Genomic DNA, 22,544 nt, shown 5'->3' with positions numbered 1-22,544 from the left:
GAAATCATTTAGTTCGGTGTATCATTTTGTTTGTCCTGTTGAAAAACTCGTCCCCAACGTTCCCTTCGCGACCGAGGTTGATGAGCGTTTCGTTATCGTTACCTTGATTGACGGTGAAGTCTACTGTATCGAGGATGTCTGCACGCACGACGGCGGCGCCTTGGGCGATGGCGAGACGGAGAATCATTGCATCGCTTGTCCGCGTCATGGGGCCAAGTTCGATTTGCGTACGGGCGAGGCGTTAACGATGCCAGCAACGGAACCAACCACTTCTTTCAAAACTAAAGTCGAAGACGGAAAGGTGTATGTGAGTGTCGATGAGTGAGCTACCAGTTATTTTAGAAGATCATGTACGGGAACAGTTAAAGCAGGTTATCGACCCTGAGTTGTTCGTCAACATTGTCGACTTGGGTCTGATCTACGTAGTCGATATCGAAAAAATCGAAGACGGAACCCACAAGGTGGCGGTCGAAATGACCATGACCAGCCCTATGTGTCCTGCTGGCCCGCAGTTGGTTGCAGATAGCCGCAGGGCGGTGGAATCGATGGCTGGTGTATCCTCTGTCGATATCAAGGTGGTTATGGATCCACCGTGGACACCGGAGAAGATGACCGAAGATGCTCGAGACCAGTTAGGGATTTTCTAGGAGCTCATGATCGACACGATCGAAGACATTCAGGCCGAGTTTGAGGACCTCGAAACGGCTGAAGAGAGAGTCCAGACACTGATTGAACTCGGGCAAACGTTGCCTCCATTCCCAACCGAGTATTGCACGGAGGAGTACCGCGTCCTTGGTTGTCAGAGCATGGTTTGGTTTGTCCCTCGCACAGCAAACGGCCGACTATTCTTTGAAGCGTCAAGTGATGCACCGATGGTCCGGGGGTTGGCAGCAGTGCTTGTTTCTGCGTATTCGGGCAAGACGCCGGAAGAGATATTAACCTATTCCATTGAGGAATTATTTGACGCTCTTCATTTGAAGAGCTTTCTTTCGCCTCTCCGCAGCAATGGATTTCACTCCATGGTCGCACGCATTCACGACTACGCCGGGGCAATGAACCCGAGTAATCACTCTATCGCAACTGCTCAGTTGGTTGAGGCGCGATCAAGCAGGGCTGATTTCGGTCCGATACAGGACAAGATTGATTCGGTTCGGAAAGACTTTCCCTCGCTTTCGACCGTTCTGGACTCGGGGCATCAAGTTGTTTACTTAGACAATGCGGCATCGTCACAACGGCCGAACTCCGTTATTCAGGCGATGTCGGATTTGTATTCGCAGCACTATGCTAATGTGCATAGATCTGGGCATGAGTTTGCGGCGAAAACCACTGTCCAAGTTGAAGGCTCGCGAAAGGCCATTTCGGAATACATTGGTTCTGGTGCACCCGAACAAGTTATATTCACGAGTGGCACCACATCATCGATCAACTTGGTAGCCCAGACTTGGGGGCGGCAGCAGCTAAAGCGTGGCGATGAGGTGTTGCTCACCGAGATGGAGCATCACTCGAATATTGTGCCGTGGCAGCAGCTAGCCCGAGAACTCGGGGTGGTTATCAAATGGGTACCGATTCGTGAAGACTACGAATTGGACCTGGAAGCATTCGAGAGCATGCTTAACGAGCGAACCAAGTTGGTCGCAATCACGGCAGTGTCCAATGTGCTGGGGACGATAAATCCGATTAAGCATTGCGTCGAACTCGCGCATGGCATTAGCGCGAGCGTGTTGGTTGATGCCGCCCAAGCGGTGCCGCATGGCGAGCTTGATGTTCAACATTGGGATGCCGACTTCGTGGTCTTCAGTGGGCATAAAATGCTCGGAGCTACGGGAGTGGGTGTTCTTTATGGAAAGCGTGAGTGCCTCGCTACGATGCCAGCATGGCAGGGTGGAGGGAACATGATCCAGTCTGTTAGCTTTGATGGTTTTACAGAAGCTAGCCTGCCGCACAAATTTGAGGCAGGTACGCCTCCCATCGCCGAGATCGTGTCGTTGAAACCTGCGGTTGAGTATCTGGCGCAGTTCGGGGCGCAAAGACTTTTGGAGCATGAACGAGAATTATCACAGATTGCGATCGAAGGACTTCGACGAATACCGGGTGTCAGCGTCTATGCCGGTCATGCAAAGGAGCGAGCGGGGATCGTGACGTTTACATGTGAAGGGGTTCACGGCGAAGAAATGGCCAAGCTATTAGACGCCCGAGGATTTGCCATTCGAGTCGGCCACCACTGCGCGATGCCTTTACATGCCAAGCTTGGGATCAGCTCCTCATGCCGAGCGAGCTTCTATTTGTACAACACCCGCGAGGAGGCGGAGAAATTCGTCGAGAGTGTCGATCACATCTGCACACAGCGGAAGAGCAGACGCGGGTAGACGGTACTCTTGGCGTGGCCTAGGGAACGAGAATCTTCTCCCCTTTCGGTGAATTGCAGGTTGAGACCTGCACGAGGCAGCGACTCTTGCTATTGGGTTAAGGAAAAACGTCCTAAACCTGAGGAGTAGAATCCAGACACAGGTGCAGTGGGTGGTAACACTAGGCACTAGCAGGTTCGATGGACGCGGACATGCTTCCATTATTGGGATGGGAGCTCATCGGGTCGCTGCCATAAGCCTGAATCTGATCACGCTTCAGTTCGGCCACCTCTTTGCTAGTCGTGAAGCAGATCGCGCGTCCGCTTTTGTCAACTTCCTCTGCGATCTTGAGAGCTTGGATTGCCGAGTGATGGAACAAGCGTTGCATCATTTCGATAACGTAGTCGTAAGTGTGAATTGGATCATCCCAGAGAACTACGTTGTACCGTGGCGGAAGCTTGGATTGGGGCTTCTTCTTTGGCTTGGGCCTGACGATGGTCTCTTGCGGAGCTTCTACTCGGTCGACGACCGCGTTGCTGTTTCCCGTGATTCTAGCACTCATGATTGGTTCGAAAATTAAAGAGAGCAAAAGTTGTTCGGCTGTGACAACCTCTACGACCGTTCTAACTATCACGTATTTTAGACCTGTCTGTAACGAATTTGGCAATAGTTCTGGCGAAATCTGCAAATTGATTCTCGAGGAAACTGTGCGAGGGTGCCTTACGACCGTCAAACTCGCCCCGGCTTTAGCAATCAAAAAATCTCAGCCCATTGGCTCAGATCAGCCGATGGTGGACGGCCCACACCGCCGCTTGAGTCCTATCCGAGACACCTATTTTTCTGAGGATGTGCTGAACATGCTCTTTGACCGTTTCGTAGCTAATGCCGAACGATTTCGCGATTTCGCGATTGGTCATGCCTGTTGCCATTTTCGAGAGAACATCGGATTCCCGCTTGGTCAACGGAACTCCCGATTTGGTTTCGAGTATGGTATTGCTGACCCCCAGTCGGGAAGATTTCCTGATCTCTTCTTTGGTCCATAAGCTTTCCCCGGCTGCGACCTTAGTAAGCCCATCCACAATTGTCGAAGGGGGGGAACTCTTGCAAATCAAACCTTTCATCCCAAGCGAAATGGCATAATAGGACAAAGGCGGGCTTTCTAGTTCCGAAAACAGCAGCGTATTTTGTTCGGGGGCTCGCTCTATTACTTGCTGGATTAGAGAAAATCCGTCTCCACTGGGAAGTTTCGGATCGATGACTAGTAAAGCAAATTCCCCTCCCGAAAGGCATTCCAGAGCAGCGGAGGAGTCGGAAGCCTCAGCGGTCACTTGGAGCTGACTGCCTTCCAAAATCTGCTTGAGACCTAGACGAGCGATCTCGTGGTCGTCAATCAGCAAAATTGATTTTGACATAGTTTTCCTCGGGTTGAATCCACTTCGTGGCATCTGCATCGCAAACAGCACCGCATCCCCCCCCTTTGGTAGCTATCGTTTCTTAACGCGCTCCAAACGTGCCTTGGGTTGGGATTTGCGGTAGATAGCGAGTCTTTGACGTGCGGAGGTTGGCGATTGAACACCATTAAGCTAGCAGGATTGAAGTCGGGATGCCATCTTTCCACCCCCCCAATCTGGTTGGAATAGTAAATTTTTTCTCCTTGCTTGAAGAGGGGGTTCGTCTTGCAGCGAAGCCGACAAACCTGCTAACTTTCGCTGATGGATGGATTCCACCCGTAGGTTTTCTAGGTATCTAGGGAAGGTCGATGTACAAATTACTCCTATGCTGGCGATATCTGCGGACCCGATGGATCGCGTTGGCATCGATCGTGTCGGTCATGCTCGGCGTCGCGACGCTCGTCGTCGTTAACAGTGTCATGGACGGGTTTACGTCCTTAATGCAGGAACGCATGCACGGGATTCTAAGCGACATAGTCGTGGAAACTCGATCGACAGCAGGTCTGGCTCAGCCCGACTGGTATGCCGAACGAATCCGTGAGCGCCTTGGGGACTCGGTTTCTGGAATCACGACGGTTGTCACGCTACCCGCAATGATGACGTTTTCTGTAAACGGTCAGTCTCACACTCAACAGATCAATCTCATTGGTATCGATGAGAAGACTTACGCTTCGGTGAGCGACTTTAGCAAATACCTTCTCCACCCTGAGAACCAAAAGAGACTCGATTTCCGACTCAGGGAAAGTGGTTACGATCCTTCGAGAGATTCGCTACAGCCAGCAGGATGGGAACACAGACGCCTCAATGAACAACTCAAGAAGGAATTTGCTAAGCGACAGCAGGAGTTTCGCTCAGAGCTAGAGCGATACGATGAACTCAAACGTAAAATTCAAGAACAAGAATTGCTGGCCGCTAATGGATCGCAAGACGGCTCGGAACGCGACCAAGCAGCCGAGCAAGAAGAAGCAGTCGTCTACGATCCTCTTGCATTGAACACTCAATCGCAATCCGCTTTGGAAGCTTTGCGAGATTCCAAGCCGATCAGCATTCCCACCGGAGGCGGACGGTCCTTTGATGCGGAAACCGAACAACATATTGGGATCGTGCTTGGTATTGGGCTTGGTTGCGTAAGAGGGCGAGATCTAGACAACAACGTTCGTGATCACTTTTACCTTAGACCCGGCGATGATGTGAGTGTCGCATTTCCAAATGCTGGCACCCCTCCCAAAGCCATCGACAAAACATTTACAATTGTCGATTTCTATGAGAGCAAAATGAGTGAATACGATGGCACCTTTGCTTTTGTGCCCCTACGGTCTTTGCAGGAGTCTCGAGGCATGATCGATCCGCAGACGGGACAGGGAGCCGTCACGTCCATTCAGGTTAAGCTCAAGCCGGGAGTGGATCTCGCAGTTGCTCGCGATCGGTTGCGATCAGAGTTTCCCCCCGAATCCTTGGTTATGGTCAATTCTTGGAAGGACACACAAGGCCCGCTGCTGGCAGCAGTAGCACTGGAAACGACCATCCTGAACATCCTTTTGTTTATGATCATCGCGGTTGCGGGCTTTGGGATTTTAGCAACCTTTTTCATGATCGTTGTTGAAAAGACTCGCGACATAGGCGTGCTGAAGGCGCTCGGTTCACCTGGCTCCGGCATCGCGAGCATCTTTCTTGGCTACGGAGTTCTTCTTGGCACGGTAGGTGCGGGAGTCGGGATCGTTTGCGGTCTATTGTTCGTCTGGAAGATTAATGAGATCGCCAGAGTTGTCGAGTTTATAACCGGGCGTGAAGTATTCGATCCGACGATCTACTACTTTGATCGGATCCCGACCATTATTCATCCCGGGATGTTGGTTTGGGTGAGTGTGGGATCGATTCTTATTGCAGTATTGGCTAGTGTTCTTCCCGCCGTTCGTGCAGCACGAATGCATCCAGTCGAGGCACTTAGATATGAGTAAAACGTTGAGCCCATCAAAAGTAACTCTACCAAACGGTACAGAGCAAACTCGTTATCGCGTTGTTCATGCTGACGGCGAAGCAGATATTCCAGTTGCTACGCTTGCGAGCCCGAGCATCTTACGTGCGACTGGACTAACCAAATCGTATCGAAAGCAGAATGTCGTTGTACCGGTTTTACGCGGCGTCGATTTTCAAGCTGAGGAGAAACGGATCACGGCGATTGTCGGGCAAAGTGGATCCGGCAAGAGTACGTTGCTCCATCTGCTGGGAACGCTCGACCAGCCAGATGAAGGAGAAATTTACTTCAACGGTGCGAGAATCGACAACGTATCAACGCGCCAACGAGATCAATTTCGCAATACTCAACTCGGAATGATCTTTCAGTTCTACCACTTGCTACCAGAGTTAACGCTACTAGAAAATATCCTAGCTCCCGCCATGATTCGGCACGGAATATTTTCGTACTGGAAACACCGATTTGAGCTTCGCGAACGAGCTCGCGAATTGGCGGCTACTGTTGGACTGGAGCATCGGTTAAAGCATCGTCCGAGCCAGCTTTCAGGCGGTGAAATGCAGCGCACGGCAATTGCCAGAGCGTTGATTCTCAATCCTGCTCTACTACTCGCTGACGAGCCAACCGGCAACTTGGATCAAGAAACAGGAACCTCCATTCTCGGTTTGCTGCAAAAGCTAAACGAGGAACGGGACTTGACCATCGTGATGGTGACTCACGATGAATATGTCGCATCACAGTGTGACGCTTTGGTGCGGCTCAAGGGTGGACGGGTCGAAAAGCTAAAGTAAACCTTCTGGTCGCAAGTGTCCTTGGCTCACCAAACCATACCCCAAGTCCTAGTCCAAGCGGTTCACGCTAAGTTTGGGACAAGTCTGGATCGATGGGAGCCGCTATCAGGCGGAATGAGCGGTATGCCGCTCTTTCGATTTTTTATCGCCTCGGATTCCTGGGTTGTTCGAAGCTGGCCTGCTACGTCGGAAAACGAAAACAAGATCCGTTTATGGTCAGAGCAGGCCAAATTTCTGGAGAGTCGCAAAGAAGCTTTGCTCCCTCGTTTCGAATCCTGCCCGATACCCTGTCCCGTTTCTTGGAATATATCCGACGATCAAGTTGAGCTTACCATCGAAGAAGATTCTCGTTGGTGGACTCTCGTTAAATGGCTTCCTGGCTCACCTCTACGTAGTACGCAGATCTCGGAGGAGCAGAGGACCGAGTATGTTCGCCAGCTTGCACATCTGCACCGAGTCTCACGAGCAGCCGGGGTTCAGTCCGGTTCTTCTCGAGGGGTTCAAGAAAGGGCAGATTTGCTGGATCGGATTCTTGTCGAGATCCCAACGATGGAGAGACTCAGGTCCGACCCTTTATTGGGAATTCGCATCGCTCCATTTCTTGAAATTCTTCAATCCAACTCAGGCCGTTGGCGTGAAACGATCAACAAACTGAGCACGACCAAACTGGAGCTTCATTGGATCATTCGGGATCTCTGGAAAGAGAATCTGCTTGTGGATCAAAACGAAAAATGGATTCACACCGTAGATGTAGGTGCTAGCCGTATCGATTGGCCTGGTTTTGATTTTATAAGACTTGTTGGGAGTCTACCTGTTGCCGACTGTTCACTCCGAGTCGATGATACGTGGCAAGGCTTGGCGGACACTTATCTCGAAGTGAATCCGCATTCCAGCCTTTGTAGCGGTACAGATCTGCGATCGTTACATGAGGCTGCAACGGCGATTTCTATTGCGTATTGGTGCCGAAGAATCCATGAGCAGGCAAGCGATTCATCTCAACACTCTCGATATGTATTGCGATTATTGGACCTATTGCAAATCTTTTTGAAGGGTTAGTTACTTGCAGGAGGGCTAGGCTCAGGTGCAGGTACAAGTTCAGGATTTTCGTCTCTTGTTGGTGCATCGTCGGGCAAACACGCGAAAAGTGAATTGGGTGTAACAGTCCATACCCCCACGCGGACTCCACCCCGTTTTAAACCTTCGCCGACCCAGACGTTACATGTGCGAAAAATGTGGTAGCTCCCTTTTCCTTCAAAGAAGCAATCCGAGTCACCATACGGTTGGCAGTTGATCGGGATCGGGTTCCCCTCCTCATCCTTCTTTAAGGTTTCGACAATATGCTCACACAAAGAGCGAAACTGGTTGTCACTCAGGCGAAGCAGTCGCTGCTTGTCGCGTTTGATGCGAAAAAGAAAATCGGTGGTGAGATCGACGTGGACCGTTGTTTCGCCTAGGCCGGTGAAGGCATAAAGCACATTCGAAACCTTCAGATCATCCCATGTCTCGGTTTCCAAGTAGAACTTTCGATTCCCCCAACCCACGATAGCGTGAGAATATAGATTGGGATCGGTGCGATAATTTCCATCTTGAATGATGCTCCGCAACTCAAATGCGGGAGCATCCAAAGGAACGACCAAGTCGGCGTGAACGCCATTGTTGATGAGCAATATCTCGACCGATTCGCCGGTCGCATGCTGGAACCCTCGGTTAACGGGGATACGTGCTAAAACGTAAGCGCCTAGCAAAAAACATGCGACCAGCACGACAACGCCGATCGTGACGCACAGGAACCATTTTCCGAGAATGCGAATCAGACTTTTCTTAGAATTAGTTCCTGCAGTTAGGTCACTTGCTGATGTCATAGGCAAACAGCTTGTCTTGATCGCGGATAAAGAGCTTCTTCTCGGCAATCACTGGGTGTGCCCAGATCGCTCCCTTGCCCCGATCGATCGAAGAGGTCTTGGGAAGCTTCACCTGTCCGACTGGCTCCCAGCCTGACTTGGATGGTTTCGCCAAATAGCAGATTCCTTCGGCATCGTCATAGCAATACAGGTGGCCATCGGCGAATCCGATCGAACCCGAAGCGCCTCGCCCCACTTTTTCGAACCACAGAACTTCGCCGCTCTTCAGGTCTTGCGCCATCCAGCAACCTCGGTTGGTTCGCGAGAATCCGAAAATCGTACCTTCGTGCAGCACAAAGCCACCGTGGTGGTTCTCCATGCTACCTCTGTTGCCGTGGTAGAGCTCTTTCACGGAAAGTTCGGAACCGGAAACGGTAACTTCCAGTGCTGTGCACCCCGCGCCGTAACCCGAGGAATGGTAGATAATGTTCCCTGAAACAACTGGCGTTGGTATGACGGCAACGTTGTTGCCTGTTTTAGGATGCAGGAACAGTTCCTCGCCGGTTTCTGCATGGATACCGACCAGTCCAGGTTTGGTGGCCGAGAGATAGACCGGCACTCCGTCAAATTCCGCTTTGATCACAGAGACGTACTGCGCCTCGTGTTTTGGCTTGGCCTCCCAAATCGTTTCACCCGTTTTTTTGTTGAGGCCGACCAAAAACGATTTCTTGCCCGGGGTTACGACCACCCGGTCGCCATCGATCAAGGGAGATTCGCTGTATCCCCAGGTAGGAACCTCGCCCCCCATTTCGCTTACAAGCTCTCGCGTCCAAACGACTTCCCCGGTCTCCTTGTTGAGGCAGGCGACCGCTCCCATATCAGAGACGCAGTAAATGAAATCTCCGTCGATGGTGGGCGTACCTCGTGGTCCGTCTCCCCAACCGGTGTTGTAACGGGCCTTGCCATCTCCGAACGGAGTTTGCCAGAGTTTCTTTCCTGTCTTGCTATCGAGGCAGATTGCGGTCGCTTTGCCATCGAGTTTGCCGAGCGTGTAGACCTTGCCGTCGGCGACTGACACTGAGGAATAGCCTGCTCCGGTATCTTCGTAGGACCATGCAACCGCAGGGCCGTCCTCAGGCCAGCTTGTGAGCAAGCTTTGTGGGGTTGCAAAGCCATCCCGGTTTGGGCCACGCCATTGCGGCCAGCTGTCGTCGGCAAAGATCGTCCCGATGGTAGATGCCAGGCCGAACCCAAGTAAGGCCACATGACGGTAAAAAGTCGTTCGTTTCATGACATTATCTCCGACGTATCACGCGATAATTATTCCAGGGAAGGGGGCGTCGCTTTGGAGGATTGTAAGGTATTTTCAGCTCTTAGGGAAACCTGAGGTGATAAGCTCAACGGTCCCTGCTTGCATGTCGCGGGGGAATTTGTCACACTAGCCGACTTCGTAAGGAGGTCGTCTATCCGAAAGTACTCCCAGTAGCCTAGGCCGAACAGCCACGGCAGAATTATGGCGATCTTAAACACCCCTTCGATGTAATTCGCTTGTTTCTACCCACTTACTACCCCACCTAAGAAAGAAACCTTGTATGGGCCTATCTCGCAGCAACTCGTCCGCCCCACCACTTTCGTTGCACTTGAGGGTGGTTCTGTCGTTGATGATGTTCTTGCAGTTCGCCATCTGGGGATCTTGGGTGATCGTCTACTTCCCATTTCTGGAGAACAAAGGCTTTTCGCCGACCCAAGCCACCTCGATCATGGCAAACATGTATCTGGGGGCGATTATATCGACGTTGTTCGTCGGCTATATTGCTGACCGTTGGATGAATAGTGAACGCTTGCTAGGCCTGTGTCACATTCTCGGTGCCGGTTTGCTGTTCGCCATGACTCAGGTCACCTCACCGGATCAGTACTGGCTCCTCTTTGCTATTTCGTTCTGCTACTCCCTGATTTTCAATCCGACTCTTGCTGTTATAAACTCTCTCACTTTTCGCAATGTGCCGGATGGTGAACGAGATTTTCCAACGATTCGCGTTCTGGGGACATTCGGTTGGATTTGCGCAGGATTCCTCATCGATTTTTTGTTTTCGGGTAAGACTACGACCGCTGGCGGAAAGGAAATTGCCAACACGATTGCTACGGCGGGGCCGCTTTTCCAAGCATCCGTGATTTCACTGATTCTTGGGATTTATTGCTTGGTCGTGCTTCCTAAAACGCCCCCCGCTGGGAAGTCTTCCGGGCCATTTGATTTTCTCCGTGCGCTCGCGATGCTCAAGGACTTCTCCTTTGCCGTCTTCTTCGTGATTACGTTCCTGGCTTCCATCGCTATGGGCATGTATTTCAACTCCGCAGGAAAGTTTATTGATGAAGGAGCTAAGATTAAAAACGTTGGCTCAACTTTAGCTATTGGTCAAATCGTGGAAGTGCTCCTGTTGGTTTTGCTTCCATTCTTTCTGAAGCGGTTCGGCATCAAAATCGTTATGTCCGTTGGTCTATTTTGCTGGGCTCTGCGTTACCTATTGTTCGCGTATGGAGGACCGGATGGTTACGCCGTTTGGTTGGTGATCATGGGTGTGGCGCTCCACGGTTTTTGCTTTGACTTCTTCTTCGCAGCGGGCTTTATTCATGTCGACAAAACGGCCCCTCGAGATCTCAGGGCGAGTGCGCAGTCGTTGCTTGGAGTGCTGGTTTACGGCCTGGGGACTTGGTTAGGGACGTTGGCCTGCGGTGCTCTCACCGTGATGTACAGTTCGGGCGAAGGAGACGCGGCAACGATTGACTGGAAAGGATTCTGGATGCTCCCGAGCATTGTGCTGTTTGTGGGGCTTGCAATCTTCATGATCTTCTTCAAAGTTAAACCCGAAACGGCCGAAGAACAGCCTGACGAGCCGTATCCTCAGTAGCGGTTAATTGCTGTAGCCACAAACTCCCTTTTGTCACAAAGCGTATGCCGATTTACGAGTTCTACTGTCCGAATTGTCACACGGTTTTTAGCTTCCTGGCACGGTCGGTGCAAAACACCAAGGTGCCGGGTTGCCCAAAGTGCAAGCGAAAGAAGCTCGAGAAAAAGATCTCGCGTTTTGCCATCTCGAAAGGCCTTAAAGAGTCGGATGCGACCAAGGATCCGTTCGAGAATGTCGACGAGTCCAAAATGGAGCAACTCATGGCCGAAATGGCTCCTCATCTCGAATCTGACGATTCCGGTGACGAGGACCCGAGGCAGATGGCTAAACTGATGAAAAAGATGTTCGACGTCACGGGTATGCAACCTAACGACGCGATGCAAGAAGCCATCCGTCGCATGGAAGCCGGCGAGGATCCCGACCGGATCGATGAACAAATGGGGGATGCTCTAGACGCCGACGGAGACCCGTTTGCTGTAGATTCCAAGTCGAAACGCTGGAAGCGATTGTTCGAGGCTCCAAACGTTGATCCCGAACTCTACGAACTGTAAGCCCAAAGCGAAATGAAAATACCCGCCGGAACGTCTGGGAACCTGGATGCGCTCATCGAACAAGCTTGCGATGAGATGGAGAAAAATTACGCTGACGGCCACTACTCCAAAATCATAGTCACTCGCGTTTGGTCAAAGCATAATCCTGTCATCTCGGGTAAGGTCGCCCGCCCCTCGGCTTACCGATGGTATCTAAAGCGAGAATTGCAGCGACTGGTCGGTTGCGGTGCCCAATTGGACATTACTCCTGATCGCGAACGGGTCGATTTAGGTAATCCTCAACTTCTCCAATGGATTGACGAAACTGACTTTGATCACACCCGGAAGAAAGTTTTTCTATTCGGGCCGGAGCGAGTCGAGTTGTCGCTGCAACGGTTGGAACACTACACAGGTACGCGAGCCGAGGACTTTCAGCGCTACGTTCTGCTCACCAATTACCAGATGCACATGGACGCGTTTGAGCAGCTTTATCCGGCCTGCCGCAAACCGAGTAGGCTTGGTGTGCAAATGCCGGCTTATCATCAACATACGGTCAACAACGAAGGGCTTTCCATCGTGAATATCGGAGTCGGCCCCTCCAATGCAAAGACCTTTACCGATCATTTGGCAGTCCTGCGCCCCGACGCCATGATCATGGTCGGGCACTGTGCTGGGATCCGCAATCACCAGGAAGTCGGCGATTTCGTGCTTGCCTCAGGCTACATGCGCGACGACCATGTGTTGGACGATGCGTTGCCTCGATCCGTGCCACTCGTGCCCAGCTTTATTCTGAATCGCTATCTAGCCAGAATTCTCGATGAGCGGAAGCTGCCTTACCGCTTTGGCGTAGTCTACACCACCGACGATCGCAATTGGGAGCTAACTTTAAGTCGTAAGCTACGAGACTTGAAGGCCAGTCGCAGTATTGGGGTCGACATGGAATCTGCCACCGTGGCGGCGAATGGTTTTCGCTATCGTGTTCCGTCAGCAACGCTCCTTTGCATCTCCGACAAACCGCTGCATGGCCAGCCAAAACTTCCCGACGTAGCCAAAGCGTTTTACGAAGAGTCGAAATTGAAGCATCTTGAAATTGCTCGTGATGCCATCATGCTGGTAAAAGCGGACCATCCCGGCGGCATTCCTGCCAGCGATCTTAGGGCCATGGATGAGCCGTTGCTCGGGTGCATCGATGGGTGATAATTGCCGGTTCCGATGATCACCAGTTGACGTCGAATCGCATGGCTAACAAGTCTGCTTCGATCTGTCCGAACACGGTTTGACTGCTTGTAAAGGGATGAATCCAGTCGAACATAATTCGAGTGCGATCGGACCAGTACCAATTGAAACCGGCCGTGAAATCGTTGTACTGTCCCGCAGATACCTCGCTCAAATCCAGCATGGCCCACCGTGCTTTGAGCTCGAGCGCTCCCCAGCCCTCGACACCCTTTTTGGTGGAGAAATTGCGAAAGGGTACGTTCCGAGAGAACTGAGCGCCGTGCTGCCCGAAAGGATTAAAAATCCGATGCTCACCGGTTACAAAGTAACTCAAATGAGTGTACGCTCCACCGACGTGTGCCGTGCCGCCGGTATTGAGATTGACTTGGGATACAAAGAGCTCGGTTTGAGACGTTAATGAGCCCAGGATGGTCGCGAATTCCAAGTTGCCAGTTGTGTAGGTGTCAGCATTCAAGATGCCGCTATCGATGAGGAATGGCCCACGTTGCACCGAAGGTCGTGAGCGAAAACGAACTTGTTTGTCAAAGTCGCCTGTATGCAGTATACCAACACCAGCGTGCATAAGACGTGTCCCTTCTTCGCGTTCCTCATAGATCGGGAGACAGGTCAAGCGGCCGCAAAGCCGGTATCCTTGGTTAGCATCGATGCGAGTCTTGATTCCGTCCGTGATGTCGTCAAAAAAGATGCCAGTTGTCCATGTGACTCGATCGTCTAGAGCGCTGTTGTAGACCGCCATGCCGACCTCACGATCGGCTGCGAAAATGCCTTGGGTGGGAATCGATCGCTCTAAGAAAACATTGTTCGTGTCATTGGTGACTTGTTCCAAGCTAAAGGGAACGAAGAAATTTCCAATTCGGAAGCGACCAATACCTGGGATTTCGTTCATGGAAACGTAGGCGTCTTTGACATCAGGGCTAGTAAAAATGTCACCAGCGGCGGGCTGGTTGGGCTCGAGCGTCAATTGAAGACGAAAGTCAAATTGCTCGTAGCCCGTTCCATCCGCGATTAATCGTAGGCGTCTAAAGCTGAAGTAGTTCGTCGCAGCGGAGATCGAGTCGTCTTTGTTAGCCCAGGTGACATATTCGGTTTGAATATGCCCCCCGAGTTTCGTGTTCCAGCCTTTAGTCCCCTTACTTGTCGCGGGAGCAGTCTCTTGCTTTACATGGAATTCGATCTGCGCGGTTTCCTTCTCCAGTGCTTCAAGTCGTTTACGTAGCGACGCAAGTTCGTTTTGCAACTCGGGAAGGTCCGCAGTAAACGCCTCCTCGGAGGCTGGACCGGCAAGCGAAGCGCCCTCAACGAGATGCGGGTCGGCAGTGGAATCTAGCGTTGGCTGGAATGGGACAGGCGGTCGTGGTTCAAATAAAGGGCTTTGAGCCATAGTTTTGCTCGGGAAGAGGCCCCAGCAAAGGATCAAAAAGGCCCATGAAAAACCGCACCATTCCGAGTAGGTTTTCGAAGCACGATCGCTTTTGTGCCCCAGGTGTCCAAGTTGCCCTTGCAAGAGCTGTTCCTCTTCCCAATTTGGATTCCTTTCGGCCATCCACGATACGGTGTAACGGTTGTATCGGTTGCGGGAACTCCAAGCTTTAGCGCGTCTAGTAGAATTGTTGAAAGAAAATGAAAAATTCTCCCCCCGCTCTGGATATATGATGTTATTCAACGGGGGGCATATGAGAATTCATCTGGCGTGGGTTGAATTGTTATTGTTCAAGTCGATGTTTGAGTCGGAGCCATCAGAAATAAAGCGATTGGATGCATAGCAAATTGCCAAAAATAAGATGATCGCTGAAGAGTCTGATCACTCTTTGGGACAATATTCGAGAGCATTTTAATAGACTTTTCCACTTGAGTATTTCTACAAAACTATATTGATAATGTGTTTGCTGCGATATGTTTCGCAATAAGGAAACTAAGGGAAAAGCCAGGGATTTTATGGGTAAACGCTCGGTCGAGTCTACGGTGGCGGGGAAATGTCAATGAAGTTTTGTTGAATTTCGAATGGTTGACAATGAATTTTGGTTTGTTTTTATAGGGTATATCCACACACATACGTGATTTCACAGCGGGTCCAGCCCTCCCGAAATGGAATCCGACTGATCCACCCACTGAGTTTTTTTGGAGCCTCAGAAGGTGTTTCGAAAGGCGTTTTTTTCTCATAGCAAGGGTTTTTTTGTGAAGAAGCGAATTGTTGCTCGTTATCGAGGTTTCACCTTGGTCGAGTTGTTGGTCGTTATCGCGATCATTGGTATTTTGGTTGGTTTGTTACTACCAGCTGTTCAAGCGGCACGAGAAGCAGCTCGTCGGATGCAGTGCTCGAACAACCTGAAGCAAATAGGGCTTGCGACCCTGAACTTTGAATCCGCTTACAAGCGATTCCCACCCGGAATCATCGGCCCTGTCGATGCCAACATGAGTGCCAATGGGAACTGGTTTGAGAACGGTTGGGCGTCGAGCCATGTGAACGTCGGTGCTCTGACGTTGATCATGCCATTCCTCGAGCTTAACAACGTCTACGAGCCCTATCAGGCTCACAGGGATTTGAATATTGGCAAAGCTCACTTCGGAGTTCCCACGACTGAATTAGGAAGGTATTCGCCTTGGTTTTCGACAGCCAATGGTGCCTTCAACCTCTGGAGCCCAACTGCACAGTTTAGGATCCCGGCGTTTCTATGCCCGTCAGACAACACCTACAATAATGCTATTGGCGAGGTAATCATGACGGCGACTTGGCCGGGTACGCTCGGGCACGGGGTGTTCGGCGGCCGCACAGAGGCAGGCCGAACAAACTACGTTCCGTCGGTTGGCCGTTTGGGTGCTCACATTAATGATCCGTATTGGGGTCAGTTCAAAGGTATTTTCGGGAACCGAACTCGGACGACTTTTGGCAATATCACCGATGGATCATCGAATACTTTTATGTATGGCGAGGTCACCGGGTTATTCAACAGCTGGCAAGATTTCGACAGAAAGACAGGGCGTCAGCGAGATTTCTTGTACAACCACAATGGGCTCCCGATTGAGCTGCACCACCCTTGGTACCGCCAAAACACCACTTGGGCCCACGAGTACATGTTTAGCAGCAGTCATGCTGGTGGCATTATGAACTGGGCGATGGGTGACGGTTCCATTCAAGGAATTGGGAACACCATTGATTTCACCGTTCTGGAAGCTCTCGCAGGACGCGACGATGGAGTCGTGGCTTCTGTTCCAAACTAGTACAAACACATATTGAGGTTTAGAATGAGATTTTTGGTTTTAGTAGTTGGGATGATGTTAGTCGGTTGTTCTGGCGACTCGGCCCCCACTGTCCCGGCGAATGCAACCTCCGCACCACCCGAAGTTGGGTCATCCATCGGTGGTTCAGGAGACGCTGCAGGCGGCGGGCAAGGCCAGCAATTGCGTCCAAGATAAGAATTTGTTGAGGCAAAGGCCGGTGGTTTCCACCGGCCTTTTTTTTTTCCCAGCGAAGCTGCATGCGTTGAGTGCCACTCATTATTCGCCGACTCATTATTCGCCGTCAATATTGCGTTTGGCCATTCGAAAATCCTCCACCCTGAATCCCATTCTGAAAAAAGCCCAACGCCGGAACCGATTCTGACTGAGTCCGCATCGCTCTTGATCGCCAATTCGAGAAAACCAGACTCGTGATCCCAAGGAAAACGGCCCGAGAAGTAGTGGGGCTGATTTTAAGGGGTGATTAACTTGAATTTTTTTAAAAAATTCTCAGGGTGATCTGGGGCCTTTCCCGATGCACACTAATGCGATCAAACCTGAAAAAAGCAAGGGTTTTTGGAGTAAATTTTCAAGCGATAGTCGAGCGAAAATCATCTTTTGGTAAAGTTTCGGCGAATTCTGGATAGTTGACAAAAAATTCTTCTTTGGTTTGATGAAGGGTATCACTCACACACGTGATTCCGCAAGGGGTATAGCCCTCTCTGAGCGGTGTCGGTCCGATCCACTCCTCTAACGTTCCTCTGGAGCCTTAGAAGGTGTTTCGAAAGGCGTTTTTATTTTTTCTTCTTCGTCTTTAAAAGGGTTTGATTTATGAAGAAGCGTATCGTTGCTCGTTATCGAGGTTTTACCTTGGTCGAGTTGTTGGTCGTTATCGCCATCATTGGTATCTTGGTTGGTCTTCTGTTGCCAGCTGTTCAGTCGGCACGAGAAGCTGCAAGGCGAATGCAATGCAGCAACAACATTCGGCAAATTGGCTTGGCCACGCTTAATTTTGAAAGCGCGTTCAAGCGAATGCCCCCAGGTCTTATGTTTCCTGGTCCACCTGCGAGATCTGCTGGCTTGGATGTCCAGTGGGATCAGCACTCAGGGATTGGACACTTGGTCCATGTGCTCCCATACCTCGAGCAAAACACGATCTACAATGGTATAAGCCAGGCGTCCAATCTCAATCCTGACACAAATGGAGTTGGTGCTGCAACAGGTACTACACAGCAGTTGATTAATCGCTACTGGTGGAATACGGAATCGTGGGATTGGGGTCAGTGGAAGCTTCCAGCTTTGCTTTGCCCCAGCGATGATCCGGATGCTGGACAGCAATTTTCTTTGTTGACCCCGATTGCCTGGGCGGCCGATGCGAATGCTCGTCCCGCAATGGGATTCTACAGTGAAGGCACTCAAAATGCCGCATGGCACCTTGCTCAAGGTAAAACAAATTACCTCGGCTGTGCAGGTTGGGGTGGTCGCGTCGGAACAAGCTGGACTTGGAACTCTGCGACCCAAGGCAATCCTATGGATGACACGATGGGATTACCACCAGACGCTCTTGTGGGGATCTTTTCCCACAGAAGCAAGACCAAGATCGGTGGTATCTCTGACGGGATGAGCAACACGATCATGTTCGGAGAAGTGACAGGTCTGTTCACCAATGCACCACGTCGAACTGGTCGGGCCAGATCCTTCTGGTGGATTTCCGCCGGTCCAATGTACACCCGTTGGATGATGAGCGCCCCTGAGAGGAATCCTAACGATGCGATTTGGGGCTTTTTGAACAACGTGTCTTTCCCGGGCCCAGTTCGTTACAGCAGCATGCACCAAGGTGGAATTATCAACTTCACGTTAGCAGATGGGTCCACTCGATCTATCCCAACCACAACCGATCGCCCTCTGTGGCACGCACTCGGTGGTATGGCTGACGGCGCAGTTGTTGCTTTGAACGATTAGAAAGGGAAGTTTAAATGAGATTTGTTTATGTAGTTGTATTGGGTGTGTTTCTTGGGTGTGGCGGAAGTACCGAAGCCACCAAGAATGCTCCGGTTCTCGAGAGACCTCCCCAACCATCGGCTGGCGGATCAGATTCGATGAGTAGCGATTCACTTTAGTCGTGTACTCTGTCAAATTCGAGGCATTGGATTCTTCCAATGCCTCTTTTTGTTCTTATAGATAAGCACTTTCGAGTCAATTTTTGAATTAGTGGGTTGTGAAACATGTCAAGTGAGGCAGAGTCGTCAAGCACTGCAAAGAACGCGAAGCGTCGGTTTGCTTCTTCGAGGTTTATTATAGTTGCGATTGTGCTGGGAGTTGGTGGCTATTTTATAGGTCCGACTGTCATGACCTACGTAATGTTGCTCGAGGAGAAGGCAAAGGCCAGAGGTCCGGCAATTGAGAATGACAAAGTCACAGAGAGACCAAATTTGCCTACGTAGTTCTAGTGTTTGGGCATGACCAAATGAGTTTGAGCATGCTATTTTAAGATTGTGTATTCTCAGAGCGACCAAAATCGCCAGCGAAGGCTAACACTTGAGAAGCAGTTCTTTTGCTACCCATCTGACGCTCCCCCGTAAGCCTGGCTTGACGAAACGTTGGTAATCCCTGGGGGGAGGAATCCCTAATTCTTCGTCTCTGGGGCTCTTGGCAAGCGGTAGGCTTGCCTCACAATTTCGAGTTTTTCGCTTAACTGCAAAACGCGTTTTACGCTTCGTCGAGGATCTCGACGGCTTGGAATTTCTCCCCTTCGAGCATTTGCAAGCTGGCACCGCCGCCCGTGCTGACGTGCGTAACTTGGTCAGCAAAACCGAGTAGCTCGATTGCTGCCGCGCTGTCTCCACCACCAATGATGCTCACCGCGTCGCTGTCGGCAACCGCTTTGGCTACCGCCACCGTACCTTGATCGAAGGGAGGCATCTCAAACACACCCATCGGGCCGTTCCATACCACTGTCTTCGCCGAGCGAACGATCGCAGCGAACTTTTCCGCCGACTGAGGACCAATGTCTAACCCTTCCCAACCGTCAGGAATCTCGCCTGCGGCAACAACCTGCTTGTTGCAGGATCCCTTGAAGTCATCACCACAGTGCGTATCGACTGGCAGAACGAGTTTGTCTCCCCCCTTGGCGATAAGCTCTTTCGCCAACTCGACTTTGTCTTTCTCCACAAGGCTCTTTCCGGTCTTGCCACCTTGAGCCATCGAGAAGGTATATGCCATGGCTCCGCCGATGATAACCTGATCGCAAACGCCAAGAAGGTTGTTGATGACGTTGATTTTATCGCTTACCTTCGCTCCCCCCAGAATCGCGACGAACGGGCGAGCCGGATTCGATATCGTGTCGCTCAAGTACTTGATCTCCTTCTCGACTAAGAAGCCCACCACCTTTGGTTTGTCTCCCATGGCTAGAGGTACGGCCACCATAGATGCCTCTGCACGGTGGCAAGTGCCGAAGGCGTCGTTGCAATAAATGTCGGCCCAGCCTGCGAGCCGATTGGCGTATTCCGTTTCTCCCTTGGCTTCTCCCGGATTGAATCGCACATTTTCGAGAACAGCCACCTGGCCTTCTTGCAATCCCTGGATGGTCTTTTCCGCTTCAGGACCAACCGTGTCTGCCGCGAAAGCGACCGGCTTACCGAGCAACTCTGCTAACCGATCAGCCGCTGGCTTGAGAGTGTACTTTGGCTCTGGCCCAACACCCTTGGGACGGCCCAAATGACTGAGAAGGACAAGCTTTCCGCCTCGCGAAATCACAGACTCAATCGAAGGAATCGCCATGCGAATGCGACGATCGTCCGTTATCGCTCCCGTATCATCCTGCGGGACATTAAAGTCGACTCGCATAAGGACAACTTTTCCTTTGCAATCTACCGACGCAATGCTCTTCTTTGCCATTGTTTTTCTCAGTCAAAAAGGGTCTCAAAACAATTTTCGGCGCATTGTCCGGACGATCGCCCTCGATGTCTAGCCGTTCCCGCTTTTTGTTGGCGAATTAGCATCGTCTTGTCGGAAAGGAGAAGCAGAATTGGCCCTATATTCTGCATCGAGTTGTGCCCACGCGGAGTTGGGATCTTTTTTGACATGCCTAAAGTAATCGGCGATCGTCGTACGAGCGTAGAATTGGTCGCCTGTTTTTTGCAGAAGGCTTCCTAATGCGCTAATGTGCTGCGAAAAACTCTGCGTCGACAGAGCAGGCAGTTCCGCTGGTCGGCCGAATATAGGCCATAAACAAAATAGGGCGACCAACCCGAGCAGCACGAGGTGTGCTACCAGCAAATTGACCGGTAGTGTTAAAAGTGAAAGCAAACCCTCGGTGCCGCTGTCACCATCCAGCACCACGGGATCATTGGGAGCCGATAGAAAACCGACTCTCCCTGGAGAAAACGTATCGATCAACTTCGATGCAATCAGTCGGTTACCGTCATAGGTAAGGGATAAATTCGATATGAGGGATGAGTTGGCAAGTAGCACAATTCGAGAGCCCTTCCATTGAGATTTCGTCACAACGGTAATAAGCGGTTGGCCGTCAGCGGTACGTAGCACCACCTCGTGAGTCACCCCTTCTGACGGTGGACTTACGTATTCCTCAAAAAAATCGTCATCCTCCCATTCTGCTACCCGCTCCAAAAAATCCTCGTCGGATTCCATCTCGGCTGAGACATCTTCCGAGTCGACAGTCGGTGCCGCGCGTCGTTCTTTTTCCGCTGTTAGGTAATCCTCCCCCCATGATCCAGATTTCATCCAGGGATAATAAGTGACGGGAGTCGTACTAGGCTGAGAGGACGAGCTAGGCTGGCTGCCTGCCGTTGGAGTGGCATTAGACGATTGATTGGAGGTCGCAGGTTCGACTTGTTTATTGAAGACTTGTTCGAGTTCGGAATCGGATACTTCGCTCCAGGCTCGAAACGTGTTGCGTAGTTTGATGTTGATAGGAAGCTGTTCGAGACCTTGGCTCCAGTCTCCTTCGAGGGAATCAATCTGTTTGTGTTCACCTAACTTCTTTTGATACCAGCCCCATGGATAGGCTACATAATCTTTCGCGCTAACCTGCTTGCTTACGAGCGATGCTCTTTCTAAGGCAGCGTTAACACCAGCATCATTCGCGGCGTCTCGATCGCCCAGCATTCCTTGCGTCAACTCCCAATAGTCGGCGTTAGGGGAGTAGTCTCGACCGACATAGACCAAGGTCTTTCCACCCGAAGCTAGCCAGCGAGCGATCCAATTCATAGGCTCTTCTCGATGCGAAGCAATCTGATGTGGCAACCAAACAATCGTAGACAATTTGCGTTCACCATTGGCAGGTAAGCTACCGACGGTAGTGACCGCCAAATTTTGTTCAATACACATCTGTCTCATGATCGCTAAACCATCGGGGCTGGTTCGCGAAGTGGCCCCCTCGCTAGCACCGTAATCGCTGGTAGGCCTGGTAGAAGTACACCCGGCTAGAGAAGCGACCAGGACTAGACTCACTAAGGCGAACATCTCTCGCATATGCGAATGCCGAATCATTCAGGTTCGCTCCTTGCGTATAGCTTTCAAGCCTTCGTGAAAGGCGGGCATTGCAGACCAAATAGCGTCAAAGGCAGCGGCATCCATTTCCTGTTTGCCAAAGAAGATGTGCTCAAACCAGTAAACAACAGAAGTGGTGAGAGATTTCTCCTGCGGTCTTGGATTCAATTCGCTCAGGTAAGTCCAATTGGTCTTACCTTTCGCGAGGCGAACCAATCCTGCGGCATCCAACTCGATCAAAATGTAGCTATACAAGTATATGATCGCTTTGGAGAACTCACCTTGGTTTCGATACTGTTCCACCAGTTGTAGAAGTGGTAAGTCTGGTCGATCGAGCTCAAAGGGTAGATCAGTCACTTTGCGCTGCTGAGTTGCTACGCTCGTATTGCCGGATGACTTACTCCCAGGCGGGTCGATCATACGCTGGACTCTGATCAAAAAAAATACGATCAATGTCAAGACTGCGATCAAGACAATGGTCAATATAATCTTCCAAAAGTCTCGTATAAACGAGAGCATGCCCCGGAACATGTCACTTAGCCATCCAAAGTCTCTCGTCGTTTTGGTGCTTCCGTTACTTATTTGGTTGTGCCGATCCGAAGTGTTAATCCCGGTGCTTGTTTTCGGAGTGGCGGGGACCAGCGTTCGATCTTCTGCGGAATACCAAGTTGGATCGGCACCTTTGGAAAGCACCGTGGCGTCGGATTGAGCAGCGGCCAGTGTGTGTTGGCATGCAAGCAGCATG

The 22,544-nt window shown here is 51.1% G+C and carries 22 protein-coding genes; 14 read left to right on the top strand and 8 right to left on the bottom strand.

Annotated elements, in window-relative coordinates; all coding sequences use genetic code 11:
• The first annotated feature begins 16 nt into the window (after positions 1–16).
• From SH449x_RS03445 to SH449x_RS03435, 3 genes are read left to right on the top strand one after another with little or no spacing between them, the layout of a single operon-like run.
• A complete protein-coding gene (locus SH449x_RS03445) occupies positions 17–325 on the top strand; it encodes a Rieske (2Fe-2S) protein (RefSeq protein WP_482379922.1) in 309 nt (102 codons plus the stop codon).
• Positions 318–647, top strand: a complete 330-nt coding sequence (locus tag SH449x_RS03440; protein WP_482379921.1) for a metal-sulfur cluster assembly factor — start codon at positions 318–320, stop codon at positions 645–647. Before SH449x_RS03445 ends, SH449x_RS03440 begins: the two co-directional genes overlap by 8 nt.
• A 6-nt stretch (positions 648–653) precedes the next feature.
• Positions 654–2,366, top strand: a complete 1,713-nt coding sequence (locus SH449x_RS03435; protein WP_482379920.1) for a SufS family cysteine desulfurase — start codon at positions 654–656, stop codon at positions 2,364–2,366.
• A 160-nt stretch (positions 2,367–2,526) separates the two neighbouring features.
• Here SH449x_RS03435 and SH449x_RS03430 read toward each other — a convergent pair whose 3' ends face one another.
• Both SH449x_RS03430 and SH449x_RS03425 read right to left on the bottom strand, forming a co-directional pair.
• On the bottom strand, positions 2,527–2,907 hold the full coding sequence (locus SH449x_RS03430; RefSeq protein ID WP_482379919.1) for an ATP-dependent Clp protease adaptor ClpS: 381 nt from the start codon (positions 2,905–2,907) through the stop codon (positions 2,527–2,529).
• A 214-nt stretch (positions 2,908–3,121) separates the two neighbouring features.
• The gene (locus tag SH449x_RS03425; RefSeq protein WP_482379918.1) at positions 3,122–3,757 is read right to left on the bottom strand and encodes a response regulator transcription factor; all 636 of its coding nucleotides are present in this window, start codon (positions 3,755–3,757) and stop codon (positions 3,122–3,124) included.
• A 347-nt stretch (positions 3,758–4,104) separates the two neighbouring features.
• On the opposite strand from SH449x_RS03425, the gene SH449x_RS03420 reads away from it, so the two are divergent.
• Genes SH449x_RS03420 through SH449x_RS03410 form a run of 3 tightly spaced genes read left to right on the top strand, consistent with a single transcriptional unit; the run spans position 4,105 to position 7,615 of the window.
• A complete protein-coding gene (locus tag SH449x_RS03420; RefSeq protein ID WP_482379917.1) occupies positions 4,105–5,754 on the top strand; it encodes an ABC transporter permease in 1,650 nt (549 codons plus the stop codon).
• Positions 5,747–6,559 carry an ABC transporter ATP-binding protein gene (locus tag SH449x_RS03415; RefSeq protein ID WP_482379916.1) on the top strand — a complete coding sequence of 271 codons (813 nt, stop codon included), beginning with the start codon at positions 5,747–5,749 and terminating at the stop codon, positions 6,557–6,559. Before SH449x_RS03420 ends, SH449x_RS03415 begins: the two co-directional genes overlap by 8 nt.
• A gap of 21 nt (positions 6,560–6,580) precedes the next feature.
• The gene (locus SH449x_RS03410; protein ID WP_482379915.1) at positions 6,581–7,615 is read left to right on the top strand and encodes a phosphotransferase; all 1,035 of its coding nucleotides are present in this window, start codon (positions 6,581–6,583) and stop codon (positions 7,613–7,615) included.
• On the opposite strand, the gene SH449x_RS03405 is transcribed toward SH449x_RS03410, so the two are convergent.
• The gene (locus tag SH449x_RS03405) at positions 7,612–8,421 is read right to left on the bottom strand and encodes a TIGR02117 family protein (RefSeq protein ID WP_482379914.1); all 810 of its coding nucleotides are present in this window, start codon (positions 8,419–8,421) and stop codon (positions 7,612–7,614) included. The two genes, SH449x_RS03410 and SH449x_RS03405, sit on opposite strands and share 4 nt — an antisense overlap.
• Positions 8,405–9,691: a PQQ-binding-like beta-propeller repeat protein gene (locus SH449x_RS03400; protein ID WP_482379913.1), complete on the bottom strand. Its 1,287-nt coding sequence runs from the start codon at positions 9,689–9,691 to the stop codon at positions 8,405–8,407. The genes SH449x_RS03405 and SH449x_RS03400 overlap by 17 nt, the downstream gene beginning before the upstream one ends.
• A gap of 301 nt (positions 9,692–9,992) precedes the next feature.
• On the opposite strand from SH449x_RS03400, the gene SH449x_RS03395 reads away from it, so the two are divergent.
• The 3 genes from SH449x_RS03395 to SH449x_RS03385 are packed head-to-tail and all read left to right on the top strand — an operon-like array spanning position 9,993 to position 13,033.
• Positions 9,993–11,306 (top strand): MFS transporter, encoded by a 1,314-nt coding sequence (locus tag SH449x_RS03395; protein ID WP_482379912.1) that lies wholly within the window; start codon positions 9,993–9,995, stop codon positions 11,304–11,306.
• A gap of 44 nt (positions 11,307–11,350) precedes the next feature.
• Positions 11,351–11,857, top strand: a complete 507-nt coding sequence (locus tag SH449x_RS03390) for an FmdB family zinc ribbon protein (RefSeq protein ID WP_482379911.1) — start codon at positions 11,351–11,353, stop codon at positions 11,855–11,857.
• 12 nt (positions 11,858–11,869) lie between these two features.
• Positions 11,870–13,033, top strand: coding sequence for a phosphorylase family protein (locus SH449x_RS03385; RefSeq protein ID WP_482379910.1), 1,164 nt, complete (start codon positions 11,870–11,872; stop codon positions 13,031–13,033).
• A gap of 19 nt (positions 13,034–13,052) precedes the next feature.
• Here SH449x_RS03385 and SH449x_RS03380 read toward each other — a convergent pair whose 3' ends face one another.
• Positions 13,053–14,453 carry an OprO/OprP family phosphate-selective porin gene (locus SH449x_RS03380; protein WP_482379909.1) on the bottom strand — a complete coding sequence of 467 codons (1,401 nt, stop codon included), beginning with the start codon at positions 14,451–14,453 and terminating at the stop codon, positions 13,053–13,055.
• 794 nt (positions 14,454–15,247) lie between these two features.
• On the opposite strand from SH449x_RS03380, the gene SH449x_RS03375 reads away from it, so the two are divergent.
• The 5 genes from SH449x_RS03375 to SH449x_RS03355 all read left to right on the top strand — a co-directional run bounded on the left by SH449x_RS03375 (position 15,248) and on the right by SH449x_RS03355 (position 18,732).
• A complete protein-coding gene (locus SH449x_RS03375; protein WP_482379908.1) occupies positions 15,248–16,291 on the top strand; it encodes a DUF1559 family PulG-like putative transporter in 1,044 nt (347 codons plus the stop codon).
• 24 nt (positions 16,292–16,315) lie between these two features.
• Positions 16,316–16,486, top strand: a complete 171-nt coding sequence (locus SH449x_RS03370) for a hypothetical protein (RefSeq protein ID WP_482379907.1) — start codon at positions 16,316–16,318, stop codon at positions 16,484–16,486.
• A gap of 633 nt (positions 16,487–17,119) precedes the next feature.
• Positions 17,120–18,250: a DUF1559 family PulG-like putative transporter gene (locus tag SH449x_RS03365; protein ID WP_482379906.1), complete on the top strand. Its 1,131-nt coding sequence runs from the start codon at positions 17,120–17,122 to the stop codon at positions 18,248–18,250.
• Between the two features lie 14 nt (positions 18,251–18,264).
• On the top strand, positions 18,265–18,408 hold the full coding sequence (locus SH449x_RS03360) for a hypothetical protein (protein ID WP_482379905.1): 144 nt from the start codon (positions 18,265–18,267) through the stop codon (positions 18,406–18,408).
• Between the two features lie 105 nt (positions 18,409–18,513).
• On the top strand, positions 18,514–18,732 hold the full coding sequence (locus SH449x_RS03355; RefSeq protein ID WP_482379904.1) for a hypothetical protein: 219 nt from the start codon (positions 18,514–18,516) through the stop codon (positions 18,730–18,732).
• A 265-nt stretch (positions 18,733–18,997) separates the two neighbouring features.
• On the opposite strand, the gene SH449x_RS03350 is transcribed toward SH449x_RS03355, so the two are convergent.
• From SH449x_RS03350 to SH449x_RS03340, 3 genes are all read right to left on the bottom strand, one after another.
• The gene (locus SH449x_RS03350) at positions 18,998–20,185 is read right to left on the bottom strand and encodes a phosphoglycerate kinase (protein WP_482379903.1); all 1,188 of its coding nucleotides are present in this window, start codon (positions 20,183–20,185) and stop codon (positions 18,998–19,000) included.
• A gap of 69 nt (positions 20,186–20,254) precedes the next feature.
• Positions 20,255–21,799 (bottom strand): hypothetical protein, encoded by a 1,545-nt coding sequence (locus SH449x_RS03345; RefSeq protein WP_482379902.1) that lies wholly within the window; start codon positions 21,797–21,799, stop codon positions 20,255–20,257.
• On the bottom strand, positions 21,800–22,543 hold the full coding sequence (locus tag SH449x_RS03340) for a hypothetical protein (protein ID WP_482379901.1): 744 nt from the start codon (positions 22,541–22,543) through the stop codon (positions 21,800–21,802).
• Between the last annotated feature and the right edge of the window lies 1 nt (position 22,544).

The sequence above is a fragment of the Brakhagea baltica genome, from assembly GCF_052161605.1.
Classification (GTDB): domain Bacteria; phylum Planctomycetota; class Planctomycetia; order Pirellulales; family Pirellulaceae; genus JBKCUI01.
The sequence above is the reverse complement of the archived record's forward strand: the minus strand, read 5'-3'. Positions and strand labels throughout refer to the sequence as shown.

Excerpts from the sequence above, each read along its gene's own strand:
- SH449x_RS03435 (WP_482379920.1), top strand. The coding sequence starts at position 654 with ATGATCGACACGATCGAAGACATTCAGGCCGAGTTTGAGGACCTCGAA.
- SH449x_RS03400 (WP_482379913.1), bottom strand. The coding sequence starts at position 9,691 with ATGAAACGAACGACTTTTTACCGTCATGTGGCCTTACTTGGGTTCGGC.
- SH449x_RS03355 (WP_482379904.1), top strand. The coding sequence starts at position 18,514 with ATGTCAAGTGAGGCAGAGTCGTCAAGCACTGCAAAGAACGCGAAGCGT.
- SH449x_RS03350 (WP_482379903.1), bottom strand. The coding sequence starts at position 20,185 with ATGGCAAAGAAGAGCATTGCGTCGGTAGATTGCAAAGGAAAAGTTGTC.
- SH449x_RS03380 (WP_482379909.1), bottom strand. The coding sequence starts at position 14,453 with ATGGCTCAAAGCCCTTTATTTGAACCACGACCGCCTGTCCCATTCCAG.
- SH449x_RS03390 (WP_482379911.1), top strand. The coding sequence starts at position 11,351 with ATGCCGATTTACGAGTTCTACTGTCCGAATTGTCACACGGTTTTTAGC.
- SH449x_RS03425 (WP_482379918.1), bottom strand. The coding sequence starts at position 3,757 with ATGTCAAAATCAATTTTGCTGATTGACGACCACGAGATCGCTCGTCTA.
- SH449x_RS03370 (WP_482379907.1), top strand. The coding sequence starts at position 16,316 with ATGAGATTTTTGGTTTTAGTAGTTGGGATGATGTTAGTCGGTTGTTCT.
- SH449x_RS03395 (WP_482379912.1), top strand. The coding sequence starts at position 9,993 with ATGGGCCTATCTCGCAGCAACTCGTCCGCCCCACCACTTTCGTTGCAC.
- SH449x_RS03420 (WP_482379917.1), top strand. The coding sequence starts at position 4,105 with ATGTACAAATTACTCCTATGCTGGCGATATCTGCGGACCCGATGGATC.
- SH449x_RS03385 (WP_482379910.1), top strand. The coding sequence starts at position 11,870 with ATGAAAATACCCGCCGGAACGTCTGGGAACCTGGATGCGCTCATCGAA.
- SH449x_RS03365 (WP_482379906.1), top strand. The coding sequence starts at position 17,120 with ATGAAGAAGCGTATCGTTGCTCGTTATCGAGGTTTTACCTTGGTCGAG.
- SH449x_RS03345 (WP_482379902.1), bottom strand. The coding sequence starts at position 21,799 with ATGATTCGGCATTCGCATATGCGAGAGATGTTCGCCTTAGTGAGTCTA.
- SH449x_RS03340 (WP_482379901.1), bottom strand. The coding sequence starts at position 22,543 with ATGCTGCTTGCATGCCAACACACACTGGCCGCTGCTCAATCCGACGCC.
- SH449x_RS03440 (WP_482379921.1), top strand. The coding sequence starts at position 318 with ATGAGTGAGCTACCAGTTATTTTAGAAGATCATGTACGGGAACAGTTA.
- SH449x_RS03430 (WP_482379919.1), bottom strand. The coding sequence starts at position 2,907 with ATGAGTGCTAGAATCACGGGAAACAGCAACGCGGTCGTCGACCGAGTA.
- SH449x_RS03415 (WP_482379916.1), top strand. The coding sequence starts at position 5,747 with ATGAGTAAAACGTTGAGCCCATCAAAAGTAACTCTACCAAACGGTACA.
- SH449x_RS03405 (WP_482379914.1), bottom strand. The coding sequence starts at position 8,421 with ATGACATCAGCAAGTGACCTAACTGCAGGAACTAATTCTAAGAAAAGT.
- SH449x_RS03360 (WP_482379905.1), top strand. The coding sequence starts at position 18,265 with ATGAGATTTGTTTATGTAGTTGTATTGGGTGTGTTTCTTGGGTGTGGC.